Origin of the sequence: Scytonema sp. PRP1, from assembly GCF_036697665.2 — a bacterium.
Lineage (GTDB): Bacteria > Cyanobacteriota > Cyanobacteriia > Cyanobacteriales > Nostocaceae > Kalymmatonema > Kalymmatonema gypsitolerans.
In genome coordinates this window covers 1-22,160 of record NZ_JBAHYJ020000123.1, presented here as the reverse complement: position 1 = coordinate 22,160, position 22,160 = coordinate 1, and the positions used below count along the sequence as shown (strand labels likewise).

14 protein-coding genes are annotated in these 22,160 nt (G+C 41.4%); 3 read left to right on the top strand and 11 right to left on the bottom strand.

Features of this window, described 5'->3' with window-relative positions; genetic code table 11:
- Window positions 1–292: 292 nt before the first annotated feature.
- Both V5G28_RS32375 and V5G28_RS32370 read left to right on the top strand, forming a co-directional pair.
- On the top strand, window positions 293–997 hold the full coding sequence (locus V5G28_RS32375; protein ID WP_332991435.1) for a hypothetical protein: 705 nt from the start codon (window positions 293–295) through the stop codon (window positions 995–997).
- A gap of 323 nt (window positions 998–1,320) precedes the next feature.
- Window positions 1,321–5,061 carry a tetratricopeptide repeat protein gene (locus tag V5G28_RS32370; RefSeq protein WP_442994312.1) on the top strand — a complete coding sequence of 1,247 codons (3,741 nt, stop codon included), beginning with the start codon at window positions 1,321–1,323 and terminating at the stop codon, window positions 5,059–5,061.
- Window positions 5,062–5,099: 38 nt separating this feature from the next.
- Here V5G28_RS32370 and V5G28_RS32365 read toward each other — a convergent pair whose 3' ends face one another.
- The 6 genes from V5G28_RS32365 to grpE all read right to left on the bottom strand — a co-directional run bounded on the left by V5G28_RS32365 (window position 5,100) and on the right by grpE (window position 10,731).
- A complete protein-coding gene (locus tag V5G28_RS32365; protein WP_332991431.1) occupies window positions 5,100–5,612 on the bottom strand; it encodes a hypothetical protein in 513 nt (170 codons plus the stop codon).
- Window positions 5,613–5,841: 229 nt separating this feature from the next.
- Window positions 5,842–6,030 carry a 30S ribosomal protein S21 gene (gene rpsU / locus V5G28_RS32360; RefSeq protein WP_073635594.1) on the bottom strand — a complete coding sequence of 63 codons (189 nt, stop codon included), beginning with the start codon at window positions 6,028–6,030 and terminating at the stop codon, window positions 5,842–5,844.
- 142 nt (window positions 6,031–6,172) lie between these two features.
- Window positions 6,173–6,493 carry an RNA recognition motif domain-containing protein gene (locus V5G28_RS32355; protein ID WP_332991427.1) on the bottom strand — a complete coding sequence of 107 codons (321 nt, stop codon included), beginning with the start codon at window positions 6,491–6,493 and terminating at the stop codon, window positions 6,173–6,175.
- A gap of 524 nt (window positions 6,494–7,017) precedes the next feature.
- A complete protein-coding gene (locus V5G28_RS32350) occupies window positions 7,018–8,244 on the bottom strand; it encodes a J domain-containing protein (protein WP_332991425.1) in 1,227 nt (408 codons plus the stop codon).
- Window positions 8,245–8,247: 3 nt separating this feature from the next.
- Window positions 8,248–9,999, bottom strand: a complete 1,752-nt coding sequence (locus V5G28_RS32345) for an Hsp70 family protein (protein ID WP_332991423.1) — start codon at window positions 9,997–9,999, stop codon at window positions 8,248–8,250.
- A gap of 57 nt (window positions 10,000–10,056) precedes the next feature.
- Window positions 10,057–10,731, bottom strand: coding sequence for a nucleotide exchange factor GrpE (gene grpE, locus V5G28_RS32340; protein WP_332991421.1), 675 nt, complete (start codon window positions 10,729–10,731; stop codon window positions 10,057–10,059).
- A 453-nt stretch (window positions 10,732–11,184) separates the two neighbouring features.
- On the opposite strand from grpE, the gene V5G28_RS32335 reads away from it, so the two are divergent.
- The gene (locus tag V5G28_RS32335; RefSeq protein ID WP_332991419.1) at window positions 11,185–12,474 is read left to right on the top strand and encodes a M48 family peptidase; all 1,290 of its coding nucleotides are present in this window, start codon (window positions 11,185–11,187) and stop codon (window positions 12,472–12,474) included.
- Between the two features lie 344 nt (window positions 12,475–12,818).
- On the opposite strand, the gene treY is transcribed toward V5G28_RS32335, so the two are convergent.
- From treY to cax, 5 genes are all read right to left on the bottom strand, one after another.
- Window positions 12,819–15,614 carry a malto-oligosyltrehalose synthase gene (gene treY / locus V5G28_RS32330; protein ID WP_332991416.1) on the bottom strand — a complete coding sequence of 932 codons (2,796 nt, stop codon included), beginning with the start codon at window positions 15,612–15,614 and terminating at the stop codon, window positions 12,819–12,821.
- A 92-nt stretch (window positions 15,615–15,706) separates the two neighbouring features.
- Complete coding sequence (gene treZ, locus V5G28_RS32325; RefSeq protein WP_332991415.1) at window positions 15,707–17,533, bottom strand: malto-oligosyltrehalose trehalohydrolase; 1,827 nt, start codon at window positions 17,531–17,533, stop codon at window positions 15,707–15,709.
- 104 nt (window positions 17,534–17,637) lie between these two features.
- Complete coding sequence (gene glgX / locus V5G28_RS32320) at window positions 17,638–19,764, bottom strand: glycogen debranching protein GlgX (RefSeq protein ID WP_096564998.1); 2,127 nt, start codon at window positions 19,762–19,764, stop codon at window positions 17,638–17,640.
- A 422-nt stretch (window positions 19,765–20,186) separates the two neighbouring features.
- The gene (locus V5G28_RS32315) at window positions 20,187–20,336 is read right to left on the bottom strand and encodes a hypothetical protein (RefSeq protein WP_332991411.1); all 150 of its coding nucleotides are present in this window, start codon (window positions 20,334–20,336) and stop codon (window positions 20,187–20,189) included.
- Window positions 20,337–20,727: 391 nt separating this feature from the next.
- Window positions 20,728–21,801 (bottom strand): calcium/proton exchanger, encoded by a 1,074-nt coding sequence (gene cax, locus V5G28_RS32310; RefSeq protein ID WP_332991410.1) that lies wholly within the window; start codon window positions 21,799–21,801, stop codon window positions 20,728–20,730.
- Window positions 21,802–22,160: the final 359 nt, after the last annotated feature.

The window sequence follows — 22,160 nt, the reverse complement described above, 5'->3', positions numbered from 1 at the left end:
AACTAGCACCCAACCGAATTTGGGATGAAACCATTTTAAACACACACAGTCACTTTAGACATTGATTATTGTCTTTTTATAGTACAAATTTACCATAAAGAAATAGTGTATGGTTTAAAGATATCTTTCTCTTTATGCAAAGATTTATGTCCTACTATTGACAGAAAAGTTCCCATGTGTACATCTTATTTAGTACATCTTATTTAATTCAGTAGCGCAATGGTGCAGTGCCCAGACGCGTAAGACACCGCTACAATCTTATGGTAAACACCAACACTTACGGGTGCGGGAGATGCTCAAGCGGTTAATTCAATGGCTCAAAAAGTTTTTTCAACGCTTGTTTGGCAAAAACCAAACTCTAGCCAAATCAGGGGCAAATGTTCAAAAAGAACCGCCTCCACCCCTTACCGATACGGATCTGGAATTTCTGTTTACAGAACTATTAGAAGGCGTGCATCAGGCACGAGGGCAAGTATGGGCGCAGAAATGGCTGGATAATATTGAACATCGTGTTTCAACTCAACGTTGGGTGGAGTGGTTGCAGCGTTTTGGCGAAAGATTGCTAGCAGCACCTACACCCAATAATGAATTAGCCTCCCGAATGGTACAACTAGGTGAGTTGGAGGTTGGAGAAGTTGGAGACGTTGCCTATGATATTGGGATGCAATTGTTAAGGCGCACAGGCGGCGAGTCAATATGGGAATATGAGGGACCAGATGCAGGAAAGCAAATCCCTGCAACCACACAAACTCTCAATGAGGAAGCCGAAGTGATGCAAGTAGAAAACCTTCCAGAAGGAGAAAACCTTCCAGAAGGAGAATACCAAACGATCACGTTAGATCAGTTGCTTGTGCTACTGCAGGAAGATGAGAACTTACGCAACCAGATTTCTGAGCAAATGGGAATTGAGACTGAAGATCCACAAGTCATTATCCAGGCTTTGCTGAATCAATTCCATGCTGCTAATGAATCGAGTACAAATCAACCAGAACCATAATTCAATACCTTATTTTCCTGCCATAGTGTATATTAATATACATTAAAAGATAGGTCTTGGTTGCTTTTCTCATGTAAAACTGTTGTGAATGACAAACAACCTTGTTTCATAAGGCTGTTAGTATGCTGTTGGTTTTCCAAACATACGATCAATCGCCCATCTGCTTGTGTGAGGTTTTTGGGTAAGTCATAACTTTTTTAACACTGTGATCGCTAAAATCTTATGATGAACAACCTCCAATAGTGTCCGAAATGCTCAAGCGGCTAGTAAAGTGGCTTAACAAGTTTTTCAGATTCCTCTTTAGGAAAAAGCAGACTCGTTCTATGTATCCTACAGGGGAACAGAAGGTGGAATCTCCACCTGAACTGACGAATGCGGATTTGGAATATTTGTTTACTCAGCTGCTAGAAGGTGTGCATCAGGCAAGAGGGCAACAGTGGGCGCTCAAATACATCCAAAGAATGGAACACCGGATATCTGTTGAGCGCTGGATAGATTGGTTGCTGGATTTTGGCGAGAGATTGTTAATATCTCCTGCACCAAATATTCATTTAGCAGAACGCATGGTACAGCTAGGCGAACTGGGTATCGGGACAATTGGAGATTTATCCTACGACATTGGATTACGGTTGTTGACGCGAAACTTGGGCGAAGCGTATTGGGAAAATGACGACGCACAAGACACAGAAACTATCACTCCTGCAACCCCGCTGATTGCAATACAAGAAGGGTTGACACCAAAAGCCGACAAACAGGATTTAGACAATAAACGCAGGCATGAAACAGAAACGACAATGCCTGCACCCGTTTCAAACTCTCCACAGCAAGAGTATATCAATCATGGAGAGGAATTGATATGGGAATACGATGGACCAGATGCCCAAACGACAGCATCACCTGTGGAAACTCCGGTTGAGCAAGGGGAAGAAGAATCTGGGGTAGCAAAAGAAATGCAACCAGTCACATCTGAAGCTCGTATATTGCCTGAGTCTTCGGATTTATCGCCACCGGTAGCTGTAACGTTGGATGAATTGTTAGTCAGGTTAGACCAGAGTACCAGTTTAGTTCAGCAGCTGGCTTCTGGGCTAGGAATTCAAAGCGAAGCACCAGTTAAGACGGATTCGCTGAGCAATCAACGACAGCAGACTCCTTTTGAACAAGCACAAGCATGGTTTTATACTGGTCTTAAGCAAGCAAAAACAGGTGATTTATCTGGAGCAATTGCATCTTATGACAAAGCGATAGAAATTAACCCCAACTCGCACGAATATTGGTTTAACCGGGGGTTAACATTATTTTATTTAGGGCATTTTTCAGAGGCGATCGCATCTTACGACTCTGCAATTGCGCTCAAACCAGACTTCTATAAATGTTGGTACAATCGAGGCGCGGCACTTGGTGAAATAGGACGCTTTGAAGATGCCATCTTCTGCTTTGATACAGCTATAGAGATTAAGTTCAATTATCCCGATGCTTGGTCTAGTCGGGGTATGGCGTTGCAAAAGTTAGGACATCCATTGGAAGCAGTTGCCAGTTATGATCAAGCACTGATGCTGGAACCCCAAGATCAAGAAAATTGGTATCAGCGAGGTGTGGCGTTAGTAAAGGCTGGGCGAACAAATGATGCGATCGCATCGTTTGAGAAAGCGTTAGAAATCCAACCTGACTTCGATTTAGCTTGGTACAGCCGAGGTGTAGAACTTTCTGATTTAGGACGATTTGAAGATGCGATCGCAAGCTTAGAGCAAGCAATAGAAATTCAACGCGACTTCTACGAAGCTTGGTACGCCTTGGCAAGTGCATTGGGTAAAATAGGACGACATGAAGATGCGATCGCATCTTACGAACAAGCAGCTCAAATCAATCCAGCCTCACACGAAGTTTGGATTGATCGCGGTGTCGTAGAGGCGAATTTGGGACGCTGGTATGATGCTATTTCATCGTGGGACAAAGCTTTAGAAATTAAACCGGACTACTACTTAGCCTGGTTTAATTGCGCGATCGCATTGGAAAATTTAGGACACCATCAAGAGGCAATTGCTTCCTATGATAAAGCTATAGAAATTAACCCCCAGTTTGACTTAGCTTGGTACAACCGAGCTGTAGTGCTATTTTCTTTGCAGAGATTTGAAGAAGCGATCGCCTCATATGACAACGCTTTGCAAATCAAACCTGACACCTGGGAAGCTTGGATTGGGCGAGGCTACGCAGCCGCAAATGCAGTTTCTAGCGACTCGCCCCTGACTTTTTTCAGTACCATAGCTGCAGCCAATCCAGATTTATGTGAACGCGGTTATCAAGGAAAATTGGCAAGCTACGAGCAAGGGCTGAAATATGTTCGCCAAGATACACAGCCAGAAGGTTGGGGTAGGTTGCATGTCGCCCTTGGCAATGCACATTATGAAGAAGGAAAGAGACACACCACACCTTGGTATTATTGGCACAAAGCCGTAGATGAGTACAATCAAGCCCTCAATACTCTTACACCAGAAGCTTTTCCTCAATTACATCTCGAGGTTTTGCAAAACCTGATCAAAACGCTTGTATGTTTGGGAGAAACTTCACAAGCCCAAGAATTACATCAATACGCTACAGATTTCTTGCAATACTTACTCAGCAAAACTACCGACTCTAATGAAGGTAAAAAACAGTTGGCGCTCAAGTATGCAGGTTTTGAACAGTTAGCAGTTGATATAGCCATGCAGCTCGGTGAAATAGCGCAAGCTTTAGAAATCGCGGAACATGGGAAAAATGCTTGTTTAACCTGGCTTGTTTCTGGTTGGACAGATGAGATTAATTCCCCTAACTATCGATCAATTCACCAGCTTCTCAACCCCACAACCGCAATTATTTACTGGCATATCAGCCCTTGTACGTTACGCACCTTCATTATTAAATACAACTCTCCAGAACCGATTCCCATTTTTACACCTGTCCTCAATGTCGCGGTTATTGATGAAATGCCTCTACCCGAAGCCGTGCAACGCTTAGTTGAATTTGAAGATTGGCTAGAAGATTGGAATCAACAATACACGCAATATCGGCAACTCCAGGCAAATGACGCATCGAACAAAAGTAGTCATTCTTGGCAAGCAGATATGCAACAGAGGCTATTAAATCTAAAAAATATCCTCAATGTTTCTACAATTGTCAATGAACTCGAAGACATCACTCATCTGATTTTAATTCCCCACCGTGACTTACACAGATTTCCGCTCCACGCCCTTTTCAATCTTTCCTCTCCTTGGGATGAAGAGTTATTCCAACCGCATAATTTCACATTTACATATCTGCCTAGCGCCCAAATTGGCTTATCTTTGGAATCTCACCCTCCCCATCAAGTGCAAATACCATTACTATTTGTGGAACATCCCGAAAGTACAAATGATCCTGCACGACAATTTGCTCAACTCGAGTCTGAAGCTATTAGACTTATGTTCAGTGGTTGTCAACGTATCCAAGGCTCACTAGTTTCTAAAAGGCAGTTAGAAATTGCTTTATCTGGTCATTACAATATATTTCATTTTCAAGGCTATGTAACTGACAATTTTAGTCAGCCGCAAAAATCAGAATTTGTGTTAGCTGGTGAAGACAAATTAACCCTAGAAGAAATCTGCAATAAGCCAATTGCGAATTACAACTTGATCACTCTCTCAAGTTGCGAAACAGCGATGGATAGCAACCAAAATATCACTACCGAATACGTCGGTTTAGTCAGCGTTTTTCTCACTCAAGGAGTCAGCCATGTATTAAGTACATTGTGGGCTACAGAATCGGCAGCTAGTGCTTTAGTGATGATAGAGTTTTATCGACGGCTTCAGCAAAACAAATCAGCACCCAATGCTTTAGCAGAAGCAACTCAATGGCTTAAGGAATTGACTGCTGGCGAATTCAAACAATGGTATGAACAATTACGAAACCAACTAGATCAAAGGGGAGTCATCATTAAGGAAAATTTAGCCACACAATTGAATAGAAGTCATGACATCCCAGCAGATACAAAGCTTTACAATCATCCTTACTACTGGGCAGCATTTAAAATTACAGCTAAGTTTTATTTTTAAAGCAGCACATATAATCGCCACGCAAGCGATAGAGTAACCTAAATGAACGTTGCTGTTGCTTCTTCTGCAAGCAGCCAAGCTTTCTGAGTCCATGCTTCATTGAATAACCCAACCGTTGGTACTTTCAATTCAAATGGATGGGGTGGTGGCGCAAGCAATGAAGGTGAATTTTTGTCATAAGCCTGAACTAAGCTCACTGTCCAAGGGAGAAAGTCTAAGATTTCCCCTGGCAATAAGGTTAACTCGAAGTCCCACACGCGATTAAGACCTCGACATTCTTGCCCCTTTTTTACTATCGTGACTCTACCAGCACTTTTGTTTATGGCTAACCGAAGAATAAAGGGGCGGAATGGGATAAATTCATCAGGTGCTGTGTAAGCGTAGACATTCACGTAGTTCAGGCGTTGCCTATCATCCACCCAAGACGCAATAGGGGAATTACTACTATAGGATGCACCAGTTATTCTCACCGGCACATTCATCGCAGCAGCGAACAGACAGTAGAACTCATGCCTAAGTTCGCTAACTATGTGTTTGGTTTCTGGGGTCACGGTTACTGTACCTGTTAACAAAACATTCGTTAAATGGGTCTTTTTTAAATTTATAGTCCACTCTCACTTAAAATATCCTGTGATCTTTAAAGCGTAGTTACTGTTCGTTACTTAGTCGTGCTGTGTTCCATCAGCAATGTTTGCCAGACGCAGTCTAGCATGACTGAGGCTGGCTTAGTCATAATGACCTGAGTTGGATCAGCATGGCTTCATTTGCTGACAGTTGTCCTCAATAGCGGAAACGGCTCTTACGTTGCTTGTGCTTAGCAACTGCTTTACGCTTGCGTTTTTGAAGGGGTGTTTCAAAGTGACGATGCTTCTTCAAATCTGGAAAAATTCCTGCCTTGGAAACTTCTCGTTTAAATCTCCGGAGGGCTGACTCAATTCCTTCATTTTCGCCAAGAATCACTTGGGTCATCCTATCTCCTTTTAAATTAGCTAAATTAGTGGTTGGACATGAGCAATTCTGTAAGCTGGATAGCAAAAAAGGGCAGACAAGGAATCTGCCCTTGAAATCTTAGACTTAAATTCTTTGTCTCAAAGCTTTGTCTTAAAGCTAATTAGTAGCGTCCACGGGAGTATCCTCCACCACCGCCACCGCTGTTCCCCCATCTACCACCACCACCAGAACCTGAATCTGATTTGGGCTTAGCTTTATTAACCTTCAGGTTACGACCCATCCACTCAGCACTGTCCAGGGCTTCAATCGCTGCGGCTTCTTCTGCATCTGATCCCATTTCTACAAAAGCGAAGCCACGCACACGACCCGTTTCCCGGTCTAGAGGCAATTGAACGCTCTTAACAGTTCCATATTCTGCAAAGACGCGTTTGAGGTCATCTTGCTCGACCTGGTAAGATAAATTACCGACGTAAATTGACATGAAACATCTCCAGAATCACACTATGCAGAGAGTTAGATTCGGAGAGACGCTTGTAAATAGATAAAACACAAACTGCACAACCGAATATAAATCCTAGAACCCAAGATAACATAAATCTACAAAAGATGTTGCTCAGGTTAGAGGAAATTCTATAAATTATTCAAATATATCAACTACAGAGCGATTGTGGGGAAAAATATGCAAAAAAAGTAGGATACTTAAAGTGACACGACTAGCGGTACCTCAAGTGTAAGCGAGCTAAGCACTTACAATTTTATCCTGGCGATACCCAAAAATACGGTTGACCGCAAAAAGCTACGAATAAAAGTCAAGTCTGAGGACTTGGTAAAGCGTCAGGCTCTAGTGAATTATTATACACTTATAGAAATTATATAAAATATAGAAATTATACAAAATATAGAAATTATATAAAACGTAGTGCATCTGAATCTCCAACGAAAGTGCATTATGATCTCTAAATTCTGTCCAAGCTGAGTTTTTCTTCAAATGATCACTGAACCCTCTTAAGGTACACAAGCGACTTGCTCAATTCGATCAAACAGTTCTGTGTTCAATCCATACACCACAGGATAGTAAAATTTTATTCTCTCAAGGGATGAAAAAATTGTGCTTGTTGGAGAAGCTAAAATTTCAGTCAGTATGTCATTTAGAAAAGTTTTTCTCTCGGGCTGGGAATCGTAAAAATCAAAATAATCAGCTAAACAAAATGCCGCTAGTCTTTGAAATCCTTGGATTATTAGGTAATCTTGGCTAAGGCTTTCATACTGGTTAATAGCTGATACTATTTCCTCAATTTTTACACAAATTTCTTTAATACCTAAATTACTGGAATCTAAATTTTTCGCTGCCTTGAGAAATTCAAAAGCCGCTCTCCACATATTAAAGTTAACTGATTTTGCAGCAATCTTTGCGATTTCAACTCCCATATTCGCAAATCGGCTAGCAGCATATTGTCGTATTTCTAATATGTTTTCAGGAAGTAAAGATATTATTCTCTTGGCAATGACTTCAATTTTGTGTGACTGATTATTACAAAAGTGAACGCGGCAGATAAAGAAAAGAGCTTCAAAGTCATTATAATCAGCTTTCCCATCAGCACCAAGAGCCAATTCTGCCCAAGCCAATGCTTCTGAGTAATTGGTTTCACTAAGGTAAGTTTCTGCTATCTCTAAATAAGGTACAGAATTAAATGGTTCCAAGTTAACTGCTTGCTGATAGCATTCACGAGCATTGTGATAAAGTTGAAGATTACTAAATTCTTGCTCATTGAAACATTCAGCTTGCAGTTTGTAAGCACAACCCAAATTACTCCAATAAACGGCTACATCAGGATTAGTTTTAGTTAATGTTTTGTAGACTTTAACAGCAAAATCCCAATTTTTAGTATGAATGTAACAAAGACCTAGTAGATTGCGAGCAGCATCCATAGTTGGTGCTAGGACAAGAACTTGCTTAAGTAAGGGAATGGCGCTTGACCATTTTTCTAGTTGAATGTTCTTTTCTGCTTGGTCAATCAACTCTTTAATTTCGTCGCCGTGCTTCTGCATGGCGTCATAATTTTCTCGCGCTCTTGGGTCAGAAAGCGTGTTATAAGCGACGCGAATTTGCTGAAACCGTTCTGGATATTTTTCAGGAGAATATTTGCGAACTAACCGGAAGTAAGCTTGTTTGATTTCATCAGCAGATGCCTGAGAGGAAACCTCCAGGATATGATAAAATTCATATACCATTTGTTAGTCTTCCATGTCGTTTTCTAAGTCAAACAAGAAGTCTACAAGGCGATCGCCCACGTTTTGAATTTCTTCAATACTGTCATTCATCAAAGCTTTTTTCAGTTCCATAACAATATCAGACAGCGGCGACCTTTCCTGAGGTGGAATTCCAGCCATATACCGTTCTGCCTTATTGATTAACCCTTCGTATTGCTTCGCTTTGGCATTTTGCTTCCATAGTTCTTTCAGGCGAGAAGCAGCATCAGCTATATCTTTACTACCCATGCGCTTGGCTGAGTAACCGTAGGATAACTCTACACTTTTGTTAATGTTGGGAATCGTGGCTTTAAGTTTAGCTATGCCATTGATATCATAAGAAAATTCTACTTCCACAGGATAAGGATGACCGTCAGCAGCCGGAGGAATATCTATAATTTCTGTGGCTATTCCTGTGTCAATCGCTTCATTGGGTAGCTTTGCGCTTCCTATATTGTCTTGATAAAGACGAACTTCTAGCCGCTTTTGATCTGCTCTCAAAAGTGTGTAAGTTTTTTGAGTAGAATAAGGAATTGTTGTATTAGGCTGAATCAAAGGTTCATAGGTCAGCATATATTGTCCGCCAACGTTACTCACCACTTCAATCCCCAACCCAAAGGGAGCAACATCGGTGAGAATAAGACCAGAATCCTCAGGAATGAAATTTTGAGCAAGCGCAGCATGAACAGATGCGCCAACACCTACAGCCAAGTCTGCACCAATATCGGGTGCTTTACCTTCTTTGCCAAACATTTCTGCGACTAATTGGCGAACAGCAGGAATGTAAGTTGTACCACCTACAAGTAACACCCGGTTGATAGCACTAGGGCGCAACTTTTTGGCATTTAGTGCTTGACGTATGCACTCCCGCGCCTTTTCTAACAGAGGTGCGATCGCCTCCTCAAATTCTTGCTGCGTCAGTTCCACCTCTAAGTCAATAAATTCACCATCTTGTGCTGCAAAATAGGGAATTCGTACCTCATGCGATCGCTGTGTAGAAAGCACTTTTTTAGCTTTTTCTGCTGCTTCTTTGAGTGCGCCATGAGCTTTTTCAGAAATTTCTGCTCCAGGATTTTCAGCTTGAAATTTAGCCTTCAGCAATGCCATCATTGCCTCATCGAAATCTTTACCTCCCAACTGGGGATTACCAAAACTACACTTGACATCAAGAACACCAGCAACCATCTCCAACACGGTAATATCTAATGTTCCACCACCAAAATCAAAGACAACAAGCTGTTCTTCAATATCAATATTATTGATGCCAAAACTTAAAGCTGCTGCTGTTGGTTCATTTATCAGGCGAATAATTTTTAATCCTGCCAATTCACCTGCATTCAGTGTTGCTTGCCGAGCAGCATCTGGAAAGTTAGCTGGAACAGAAAGTACAACTTCTCGAATCGTAATTCCTAGTGCTTCTTCAGCATTTTCCTTAAGTTTGCGAAGAATCAGCGCCGAAATTTCTTCAGGTCGGTACTCTGTATCTAGGAGTTTCACTGTTTCTCCAGTTCCCATTTTCCGCTTGACTTCGCGAACTCCACGACCTGATACATCAACCCAACTGCGGGCATTTTCTCCTACTAAAAGTTCCCCTTTTTTATTAATAGCAACAATTGATGGAATAATAGCCAATTTTGTAGCAGGGTCAGGAATTGGAAATGATTCATTATTTCGGTAAACACAAATTTCAGATGTAGAAGTTCCTAAATCAATTCCAATAGCATAATTTTTGGTCATTGCTTAAATTACTCCTTTCCCAGGGTTAAATTTTCACTATATTGGGCATTAACTACCTTACGAATGAGATCCATTTTCAGGTTTTTGTAATGGTGATGCCACAATTACCTTCGCTTTTTCAATCATTTTGTCCCCAATTTTATAACCCCAATTAACACATCTAACAATATTTCCTGGTGTGATATTTGATTCTTCCTCATCAATAGCTTCATGAAATTTTTCGTTGAGTGATTCATCTGCTTGTGGAATTATACGCTCCATTCCTAAATTCATGACAATACGAGCAAATCCATCTAATATTCTATTTATTAACCGTGTATTTTCATCTGTTTCATAATCAGCAGCCCTCTCTAGTAAACAAAAAAACTCGGTAGCAGCCTGTTCCCAATGATTAATTTTTCGTTGCAGTTCCCCATTTATCTGACGTTGCTCTATAAGCATTTTTTCCACAGAATTTCTAAAATCGTCAAGTTCTCCCAACGTTTGTTCAAGTTTATCGTATAATTCTTTAACAGCAGTACTGTTGTCGAGGATGGCGTTAGTATTTGTGTAATAAGTCCGTTGTAATTTTTTTTGCTCCTCTATATATTTATTAAAAGTTTCTAGTATACAATTTTCTATATGCTTATTTAAGCTTTCATCTATAATTTTCTGTAAATTTTCCTGGATAGTTTCCCGTAAAATTTCATCAAAATTTTGCAAACTTTTATTGTTCAATTTTTTTGAATTCATTTATCTATCCTCATAAAAATTTTAATCTCTGTTATAGTGGTTCTCTGTTGCCTGCAATACACGGCTGTAGAAACGTAGCTACGTCTCTACATTATTCGTGGTGGTGTATATGATTCAAATGAGAACCGCTATAAATACATAACATAATAGTTAATGAGATGAGCATCACTGCTAATAATAACTAATCGTTAAGAAGGATAAAAAAACAATGAACGATTAGCCGATAGCCCTTTGTAAACATCACCGATAGGATATATTTATACACAACTGCTTTATTTAGCCGAATAGTTCCTGCAAAAAAGAAGTTTATCAAGATTAAGCTTTTCTACTGATTTTGCTGATAAGTCGTGAAACACTGGTGAACGAAAAACTGTTCCTGAACTCAAGCCCTTATAATAGCTTTTTTATAGTTGCAGTGGGATTGGTAAAGGGTTTAGGCAAAAAGAAAACAGTATGGTACAAATTCGCGGAATCGTCAAAGCAGCTCAAGTAGCACGAAATCGCTTGCAGGCTGGGATAGCACCTAGCGATGTTGCAGATTTTAAAAAATTCATCACAAACTCTATCGAGACTATTGAGCAGTTGTGTGCTCACGGGAGAATGACACCAAGTCAGTTACCAACGCGATCGCGTCAGGCTTACTATTTTCTCAAAGCCATTGACTTGGACAACTTGCCTTTAGCTGAAACTCAGCCTACCCAAGATAAAGTGCAGACAATTCGCCTCAAGAACATCAAAACGCAACAAGGTGCAATTTTGCACAAGATTGCCAATTTAGCCTCAACTCCGACACCAAACACTGCTCAGATAGAAGAACTCGTTAAAACTTTGATCCAAGCTGTTGCAGCAATTGAAAAAATTTGCGCTGCATCGCAAGCAACACCAGCCAATCTCACGCGTTCCTCACGTCAAATTTATGCATGGATGAAGTTTTTGACTTATGAAGGCAACCTCCAACTTCATCTTCAAACAATTTATCGAGTCAAGCAAATTGCTGAAAAAGTTTGTAATATAGCCGTGGTCAGACAGCTTAGGACATTGGCAAATTTAACAGAGCCGCTGGTTACACCTATCCCTAGCGGTCTTTGTCCTAACCAACATGGCAGCGGCTATATATATGCTCAGCCGCTCAATATCGTTGTTGAGTTAACTCATTTAACGGGGATATATAAATGCAAACGCTCTTTGGTAGAAGCGACTTTCACACTTAGCGAAGGTTTCATCAATGCTAATGATGACACTTTGGAAGCACTCGTGAAAGCAGCTTTGTTTGGCAAGTGTCAACAAACGACGCGGCTTATTAGAGATTACGCAGCAAGCGAAGAATATAGCTCTGTATTGATAGAGCTTGATTTAATAACTGAAGTGATTGTAGAGAATGCAAGAGGAAAGTGCTATAACCTGGATGAGTTATTTGACAAAGTCAATCGTGAATATTTCGCTTCTTCTTTAGTTAAACCACGTCTCATTTGGAGCCAGATTAACACTTATCGTAAGTTGGGTCATTATGAGCCAGCAAGAGATAGAGTCATGATTGCTTTGACTCTTGACGATGCAAGAATTCCCGAGTTTGTGGTTGAGTTTGTCTTGTATCACGAATTGCTGCACAAATCCCACGGCGCTACATGGGTGAATGGCAGAAGAATGGTTCATACGCCAGAGTTTCGCCGGGATGAGCGTAAGTTTAAGTTGTACAAAGAAGCCGAGGAATCGCTGAAAAAATTGACATCATATTTAATTTAAAACCACAGATGCACACAGATTAGGGATTTAGGGATTTCCAACAAATAAATTATCCAATCTTGTGGGGTGGGCATCTTGCCCGCCCAATTTATAGGACGGGCTAGAAGCCCATCCCACAAAAAAGTTGGATATTTTTAATTTGGAAGTCCCTGAACACTACTCCCTTCCCGGTACAAGATTACTTATCTTTTCCTTGGCGTTCTTGGCGTCTTGGCGGTTCGTTAATAGGTAATCTTCGAGCGTGACAGGAGTAGTTATTTATCTGTGTGCATCTGTACGGCAGTTGCTACAACGGGGGGAACCCCCGCAACGCACTGCCTCGTCCATCTGTGGTTTCATTTTCCTTAGTCTTGGCTAACCAGCAAAGCCACAGGGAAATGTTTCAGCGCTTCGCCAATCAGTAGAGTGCCATTAGCTTGAACTGGTTGCTCAGTAATCGCATCTTTCCACGCTGAAGCCCCTGCTGCTGGTAACTTCAGGCTTGTGTCATCCCAAACTTGTTGTCCCAGGGGATACTCTCCAGGCTGAATTAAACTGGTGAAGAAGCGCGGAGCAATAGTAACGATCGTTTTATTACCATCGCTTCTTGCAAAAGCAACAATATGTTCTTGAAAGTTGCCGCTCACCTCTAGAGGTAAGTAGCTGCCTTTCTCAAAAACTTCTAGAGACTCTCTTCTCGCTTTTAAAGCTTGGTTAGTTAGGAACAGCTTGATTCTGGCATCTTCTTTATTCGCCAGTAATTCATCTATCAACTTGAGAATATCTGTCTTAGCTTGCTCCTTAATTGCTTTGAGATAGGACTGCCGAATTTCATAGTCAACCGGACGGCGATTATCAGGATCAACCAAACTGAAATCCCACAGTTCAGTTCCTTGATAAAAGTCTGGGATTCCAGGAGAAGCAATTTTCAGCAAAGCTTGAGACAAAGAGTTGAAAATGCCATAGTAAGCAACCCGTTTCTGAAAAGGCACAAATTCTTTTAAGAAAGGATTGTCTTGCGAAGGTTCCAGAACCGCTGAGACAAAATCAATGAAGGCATTTTCATAAGTGCTATTTTGCCGCAGCCAAGCAGTGTAAACTTTCGCTTCTCTAATCGCTTTGAGCAAATAATCTTTTACGCGCTCAACACAGCTTGCATACTCATGTTCAAAAAATGGATAAGCCCCAACGAGCGTCTGGTAGAAAAGATATTCATCGTTCCTGTCTGGCATAGTTAAACGCTTGACAGTCTTTTTGTAAGAACGATTGATTTCACTCCAGGTGCGGACTTGTTTTTGCCATTCCTCAGGAATCTCCGAGAGGACATTGAGCCTTGCCCTGATATCTTCACCCCGTTTGGTATCATGAGTTGAGCTAGCACTCATTGCCAGAGGCCAACTGTCTTGGCGTTTTTGATTGAACTCATGGAACTCTGAAGCGCTAATGCCAAAGCGCCCAGGTTCGCTCCCAACTTCGTTTAAGGCAATGAAGCGGTTATAGACATATAAAGCGGTGTCTTCAACCCCCTTCGCCATCAATGGTCCGGTGTACTGTTGCAATCTCATGACAAAGTACAGCCACTGGTCTTTCTCTGCTTGAGTCAGAGAATCATCGTATTCCAGCAACAGCAATTTCTCGATAAAGTTCAATTCATTTTGCAACAGTGGTGTATTGGCTTTCGCTGCTTCAATCACTTCCTGGGTATAGAGGCGATCGCTTTCGGATATACCCTCTTGAGTGATATAAGTTCGGTAAATGGGAAAGCGAGTGAGAACTTCTGCCAGCGCTCGCTTCAAACCATTGATTGTAAAGTCATTGCCATAGCGATACTTACCCGATATCTTCTTTAAGAGAAAAGCGAGGTTATCAATATCACCTGCTAAATTTCTCTCTATGATCAGGTGTTTTTTCTCTGGGACAATTTGCTCAAATGTTGTTCTAGTTCCTGTAAAATCCCAGTAGATTTGAGTAAACTTATCTTCATTGTCAGTTTTACAGAAAACTCCATTGAGATAATTTAAGTAATCATAGCCAGAAGTACCTTGAACTGGCCAGTTACTTGGTAAGTCTTCTCCAGGCTGCAAAATCTTTTCAACAGTAATGTAGGTATCACCTGTTTTTTCTTTCAGCCTCTCTAAATATTGTGTTGGGTCATACAGACCATCAATATGGTCTATTCGCAAGCCAGTAAACTTACCTTCATCCACTAGCTTACCAATCAAATCATGGGTATTATTAAATACCTTTAATTCTTCTATCTTGACTGATATCAACTCATTGACTGTAAAAAATCTTCTATAATTCATCTCTTCAGCCCCTACTTTCCAATAAGAGAGGCGAAAGAACTGTTCAGTAAGCAGACTATCTAAAAGATTAAAACTTTCTGGCTTTCCTTGTTCCCCGTTAAAAAGTTGTAAATTCTCATCAATAAATGTTCTTACATCATCATTATCCGTATAAAGCTCCCAAAGAAGCCCTTTAACAAAAGCTGCTTGGTCTTGTCTTTGCTGAGCTGTAGCCTCTGAAGGAATATTTTTTACCATGTAGAGGATACCAAGCAATCTCACAAAGATTGGATGCTTCCTACCTAAATTTTTGGCTAATTTGCCTAAATTTTGAGTCAAAAACTTGGCATAAGATTCTAGTTTGAGAGGCAGCTTTAAATTATAATAATTAACATTCAGTCCACTCTCATCATACTTCAATTGAATTTCACCATTCTCCAAAGAATCTCCGTAAAAGTTGCCTAGCAACGGAGCCAAAATTGGTTCATGACTACTAGCAAAAGGAGAATTCCAGGCGAGATCAAAGTAGTCAACATAGTTTGAATCAGGACCATTTTCCAGGACATCCATTAGATACTTATTTTCGCTGTCATAAGCCATATGGTTGGGTACAATATCCTGCAACCAACCGATACTCCGCTGTTGTAATTCCTGGACTAAGGCTTCAAAACCTTCCTGGGTTCCTAATTCTGGATTTAACACAGTGGGATCAACAATATCATATCCGTGAGTACTTCCTGCTCTTGCTTTAAAGATGGGAGAAGCATAAAGGTCAGAAATTCCGAGTTCCGCTAGATAGTTTGTAATTGCTTTTGCTGCACCAAAGCCAAAAGCAGAATTGAACTGAATTCGATAAGTTGCTGTTGGAATTCTCATATCAGTTACCAGTTATTATTTATCATTTATTATTTGTCAAGTTTCAAGTATCAGCGAACAAGGATAATTGCTCGCTGATGACTGTTCACAAATTACTGTCCACTGCTTTCGTAAAGTGCGAAACTCTGAGAGCGCAGGGTTAATTCTTGTGCATTGTTCAGTCTTTCTGGTAAAAGAGAACCAGAACCTTGCCACTTTTCATCCGCAGAATCTAAAATTTTCCGAGCGTCGTTAACCGGAAAGTTAGGGGTAAAAGTGGAATCGCTTTGGTTAAAGTTCATGAGGCAAAGTATTTGGTTATCTTCACTCCACCTGCGCCACCACACAATTTTCTCAGCTTCAAGAAAGCCTACTTCCATATTTTGGCGCTCTCGTTTCACTAAAGCTGGAATTGTGTTTCGTAAAGAGATAAGGTGTTGATACAACGACCAAAGAGCTTGGTGTTTTCCTTCTTTGCGTTTTTCCCAATTCAACTTGCTCTTGAGAAAGGTTTCAGTAGATTCGGGATCGGGCGGTTCTCCTTGAGCATGAAATGCAGCAAATTCTTGTTTCCGCCCTTGCCTAACTGCTCTAATTAAATCGGGATCAGAGTGACTAACAAAGTAGATAAAAGGTGCGTCTTCCCCATACTCTTCACCCATAAATAAAAGAGGAATGTATGGAGAGAGTAACAGAGCACCAGCGGCTAGTTTCTGGGCTTCAAAGGATACGAGGTGGGATAACCGCTCACCCAGCATTCTATTACCGACTTGGTCATGATTCTGGATGCAGATGACAAACTGATTGAAAGGGCGATCGCCTGCTGAGTTCCCGTGAAAGCGTTGGCGATGCGGTGAATACTTCCAGTCATACACAAACGTGTCCTGGTAAGCCTTTGCCAGGTGTTCGCACTTGCCAAAATCTGAGTAATACCCTGTCTGTTCCCCTGTGAGCAACGCGTGCAAGGCATGATGGAAGTCATCACTCCACTGCGCGTCAATCCCGTATCCGCCTGACTCTACAGGACGAACCACTCGGGGATCATTTAAGTCACTTTCTGCAATCAGATAAAGTTTTCGCCCCTGTTGCTGCCCAAGATCTGCAACATTTTCTGCCAGTTCTTCTAAAAAATGTTTAGCGCCTAAATCGTAGATTGCGTGAACGGCATCTAGACGTAGCCCATCAATATGATAATCCCGCAGCCAGTACAGAGCATTTTGAATAAAAAAGTTCCGCACATTATCGCTTTGGGCATCATCAAAATTCATGGCACTGCCCCAAGGAGTGCGATAAGTCTCCGTAAAATAGGGACCAAAGTGGCTCATGTAATTGCCTTCTGGACCAAAGTGGTTATAAACCACATCCAGAATTACCGCAATTCCCTGTTGGTGACACGCATCAACCAGACGCTTCAACCCTTCCGGACCACCATAGGAGTTTTGCACTGCAAACGGATAAACGCCATCATAACCCCAGTTGCGATCGCCTGGAAATTGAGCCACTGGCATGATTTCAATTGCGTTCACCCCTAGCTCTTGTAAATCCTTGAGCCGGGAAATAATTGCCTCAAAAGTTCCTTCCGGGGTGAAGGTACCAACGTGCAATTCATAAATGATCATGCTTTCTAAAGGAATGCCAGACCAACTGCTGTCATTCCAAGTAAAGCTGTGATCAATCACCTGTGAAGCACCATGTACATCCAAAGGCTGGAAATTAGAGGCTGGATCGGGTCTGGATTCACCCTTATTTAATTGGTAGAAGTACTGCGTTCCTGGTTGAATCTCCTCATCGGTAACTTGCCAGTAGCCCTCCTCCTGCTGCTGCATAGGGAGTACGCGTTCCTGAGGCGAGACAATTTTTACCGCAGCTGCTTCTGCATTCGGTGCCCAAACCCTAAATTCACAACGACTGTCACCTAAATAATGAGCGCCAATTCTCATACGAAGTCCTGAGTCCTGAATTGAAGAATTTTGAGTGAGGGAGATCAGGAAAACGACGAATAATAGTTGTTCTGTTGCTTCCTCATTTTCCTAGTCTCTTGCGTTTATCCAAACCGACGTAGTACCACCATTGAGCGAGCTACAACTGGCACTGCTTGAGTCCCCGTATAACGTCTTTCCTCTGTAACGAAGCGAGGCTCTTTCGTGTCAATCACAACACCCCATTCTCTATGTTGCATTCCCTCTGGTAAGGAAAACTCTATCGTGTCATAGTGAGCGTTAAAGAATAGGAGAAAACTATCATCACTGATACGCTCGCCCTTAGGACCAACACTAGGAAGTTGGTTGCCATCCAAGAACACTGCAACCGACTTAGCATAACCAACGTCCCACTGTTCCTGAGTCATCTCAGAGCCATCAGGGTTAAACCAAGCGATATCACTGATACTCTTTCCGTAGATAGGTCTACCTTGAAACCACTTGCGCCGCCGAAATACTGGATGCTGTTTTCGGAAGTAGACTAGCTCGCGGGCAAAATTTACCAGATCCTGGTTTCCCTGTGGCAACTCCCAATCGAACCAGGAGATTTCATTGTCTTGACAATAAGCATTGTTGTTGCCCTTTTGAGTCCGCCCAATTTCATCTCCCCCTACTATCATCGGGATACCTTGGGACAGCATCAAAGTTGCTAAGAAGTTCCGTCGGAGGCGTTCCCGCAATTCCAACACTTCTGGATCATCCGTTTCACCTTCAGCTCCACAATTCCAAGAGCGGTTGTGGCTTTCCCCATCCCGGTTGTCTTCCCCGTTAGCTTCGTTGTGTTTCTCGTTGTAGCTGACAAGGTCGTTCAGGGTAAAGCCATCGTGTGCTGTGATGAAGTTAACACTCGCATTAGGTCGCCGTCCGTTCAACGCATACAGGTCAGGGCTACCCGTGAAACAGTAAGCAAATTGTCCCAAGCTCTCATCAATACCACGCCAGAAGTCCCGCACCGTATCGCGATACCTGCCATTCCACTCAGACCACAGAACTGGGAATTGACCCACTTGATAACCACCAGTTCCCAGATCCCAAGGTTCGGCAATCAGTTTTACACCAGCCAGCACAGGGTCTTGGTGAATAATGTCAAAGAAAGCTGCCAGACTATTCACTTCATAGAGCTCTCGCGCTAAAGCCGAGGCTAAGTCGAAGCGGAAGCCGTCTACGTGCATCTCCAACACCCAATACCGCAAGCTATCCATGATTAACTTGAGGACTTGCGGTTGGCGTACATATAAAGAATTACCGCAACCTGTATAGTCCATGTAGTAACGCTGGTCATTCTCTACCAGACGGTAGTAAATGGCATTATCGATGCCTCGCAGCGTGAGTGTAGGACCTAAATGATTGCCTTCTCCTGTGTGGTTGTAGACCACATCCAGAATGACCTCAATTCCAGCACGATGCAGTGCTTTGACCATCTCCTTGAACTCAGTAACCTGCTCTCCCACTGTTCCAGAGGAACTGTAGCCGGAGTAGGGAGCAAAATAGTTGACCGAGTCATAGCCCCAATAATTCTTTAACCCCTTGCCAACAAGATGTCCCGGATGCGACAAAAAGTGATGCACGGGCATAAGTTCAACTGCTGTGATCCCAAGCCTTTGGAGATGCTCAATTGCTGCGGGATGCCCAAGTCCAGCATAAGTACCGCGTAGTTCTTCCGGCATATCTGGATGCAGCTTGGTAAAGCCCTTAACGTGAGTTTCATAAATCACAGTTTCGTGCCAAGGGGTTCGCAGCAGATCGTCACCCTCCCAATCAAAGGACTGATCGATCACAACAGACTTTGGCATCAAATGAGCGCTATCTAGCTCTGAGAAAGATAAATCCTCTTCAGGAGATTCCCAAGAGTAGCCAAAAAGTTCTGGACCATTGCCAATGTCGCCATCAATTGCCTTCGTGTATGGGTCAATCAGCAGTTTATTGGGGTTGAAGCGATGACCCTCGCTTGGTGAATAAGGACCATGCACTCTATACCCATACCGTTGTCCTGGTCCTACTCCTGGTAGATAACCGTGCCAAACAAAGTTGCTAACTTCAGTCAGGGGGATGCGTGTTTCATTATCTTCTTTATCAAATAAACAAAGCTCGACACCTGTTGCGTTTTCCGAAAACAAAGCGAAGTTTGTACCTTTACCATCCCAGGTTGCTCCTAAGGGATAAACGTTACCGGGCCAGAGCGCTACGAACATAGATAAATCTCGAATAAAACTTTAGTTGTACAAAAAACTTTGAAGCGCAGCTTCTGCTCATTATTTGCTACAAACAATTCATTTTGAGTCTACCTTTAGGAGGATGTTCTGAGATGAAACTAGGTAGAAATCTCCATTGTCTAGATATACGTCTTTGGAAATAAAGAGCTTTGTTGTGGTATGAGCTTAGAACTCAGCGCACTCGATTCTTACTTACTTCACTTGGTAATAAATAGGACATTATTAACATTTATGATGACAGTTGCAAATCATTCCAAAATTTTCAAACGCTTCGAGATTGAGTACAAAAGCGTACTTTGTGTATAGTCTTGTGATTTGGATAATTAACAATATCAGCGCGAATCTCACAGATGACAACAACGGGGAACTCTTAAACAGCAGATGCACAAATGATCCCCTTGTCACAATGTCTGCATATACATGACATTGGCAATCACTAACAATGCTGTGATTTCGCAAAACGGAGTGCCTTTTGAGCGATGGCGCTTTTCTCCCGTTTCGCGATGCTCCTGAAGGGAGCCGCGCAAGGCGCGATCGCATAGATCAACCAATTAGGGTACTAATACCATAATGCTTGAAATTCTTATTTGATCGAGCTTGTCTGCTTGTAGACAGCAAGGAAGTTAATTTTGGAATGCCTGGAAACATTTGATTTTTTTTAAATAAATTAAGTGATGACCATGCTTTCTTACAGTAACTTGAGCTTAGTATTCCTTTGTCAGCCCTAAGAAAGAAGAATTCGGTATATTATTGAATGGTTATTTTTTAGAAAAAAATGTGTTTTTAATCACAAAATCTTTGAAGACTACTTAATTACTCTTGTTAAAAGTAATATTTACTACATTACTTGTCAAAACTTCTGTGGTTTAAGTATAAATTAAAACTTGACTACACTCTTGAAATTCTAAGATATTAATTATTCATAACTAATCAAAACTCAAGTTATGGATGGAAGTAAAACGCTGTTCCTAAAACAGTATAAGTGATCAGTAACAAAACGCCTTCTAACCAATTGGAACGACCATCGTTGCTAATCGAGTTTGTAATCAACACAGCCATAGCAACTGCTACAAGTTCAAAAGGATTAAAGCTTAAATTCATCGGCTGACCTAATGCCCAACCAACTAAAACTAAAACTGGAGCTACAAATAGGGCAATTTGTAAACTAGATCCTATAGCTACAGCAACAGCCAAGTCCATTTTATTTTTGGTGGCGAACGTGATACAAGTTATATATTCTACAAAGCCGCCAAAAAGAGGAATAAGAATTACACCTGTAAATAGGCTAGTCAAACCTAGAGTAGAAATAGCTTTGTCCAAACTTTCAACCAGAATATCTGATACAAAAACAAGCCCTACTGTGCAAGCTAGTAACACAGAAATTTGTAACCCTAAATTAACTTCTTTTAGGTTAGATTCTTTAGTATCAGTATCAACATCTTCAACTAAAGATGTAGACTTATGAGTTGTAATTGAAAATAATAGCATCAGACAGTAGAAAATAAGTAACAATATTGATGCAGCGTAGGAAAAATAATTTAAAGTGGAGGGCGGTAAACCATTAGAAGTAAATTGGATGGCAGCGGGTGTTAACAAAACAATTACCGCTAAAGTTAAAGAAGAACCATTGAGGCGAGCTACCCCAGGTTGAAAGCTTTGTTCATTGAAGCGCAACCCGCCAACGAGAATAGCAAGCCCTAATGCTAAGAGCAAATTGGCAATTATTGATCCTGTTAAGCTAGCTTTTACTACATCAACTAAACCAGCCCGTAGAGCAACAATTGCTATAATCATCTCAGTAGCATTGCCAAAAGTAGCATTGAGTAGACCTCCTAAAGCTGAACCAATAACAGTTGCAATCTCTTCAGTCGAGTTAGCTATCAACGCTGCTAAAGGAATAATTGCTAGACCAGAAGTAACAAAGATGATTAAAGGATTCAAATGCAGTGATTGTGCAATAATTGAAATTGGCACAAAAACCAGCATCGACAATAAAATTATATTTTTAGTTTTCATAATTCCAACTATATAGTTTTTATGAAATTGCGGTTTGAGATAAAGCACCTAACCTCTAAAAGTAAAGGACTTAACCGCTGGTAAATCCTTTGATTCGCAAAAATCTCATGTCATGCAATGCTAAGCAGTAGTATGAGCGGCATCTCTAGCCAGTCTTGGAGTTGTTGCATCTCCTACTGTTTATGGATTGTCTGTTTTTCTGATGTACTATGATTCTTCATCAAATTGTTGCTTAAGCTGATAATTTCTTGAAACGCAAGGCAACCAGAAATCTCTCTAGCACTAAAACACCTTGGTGAACTGCAAGTAGTGAGTAGGCTTTGACATGAGTTAAGATATAACGCTGTTTGTGGGAATAC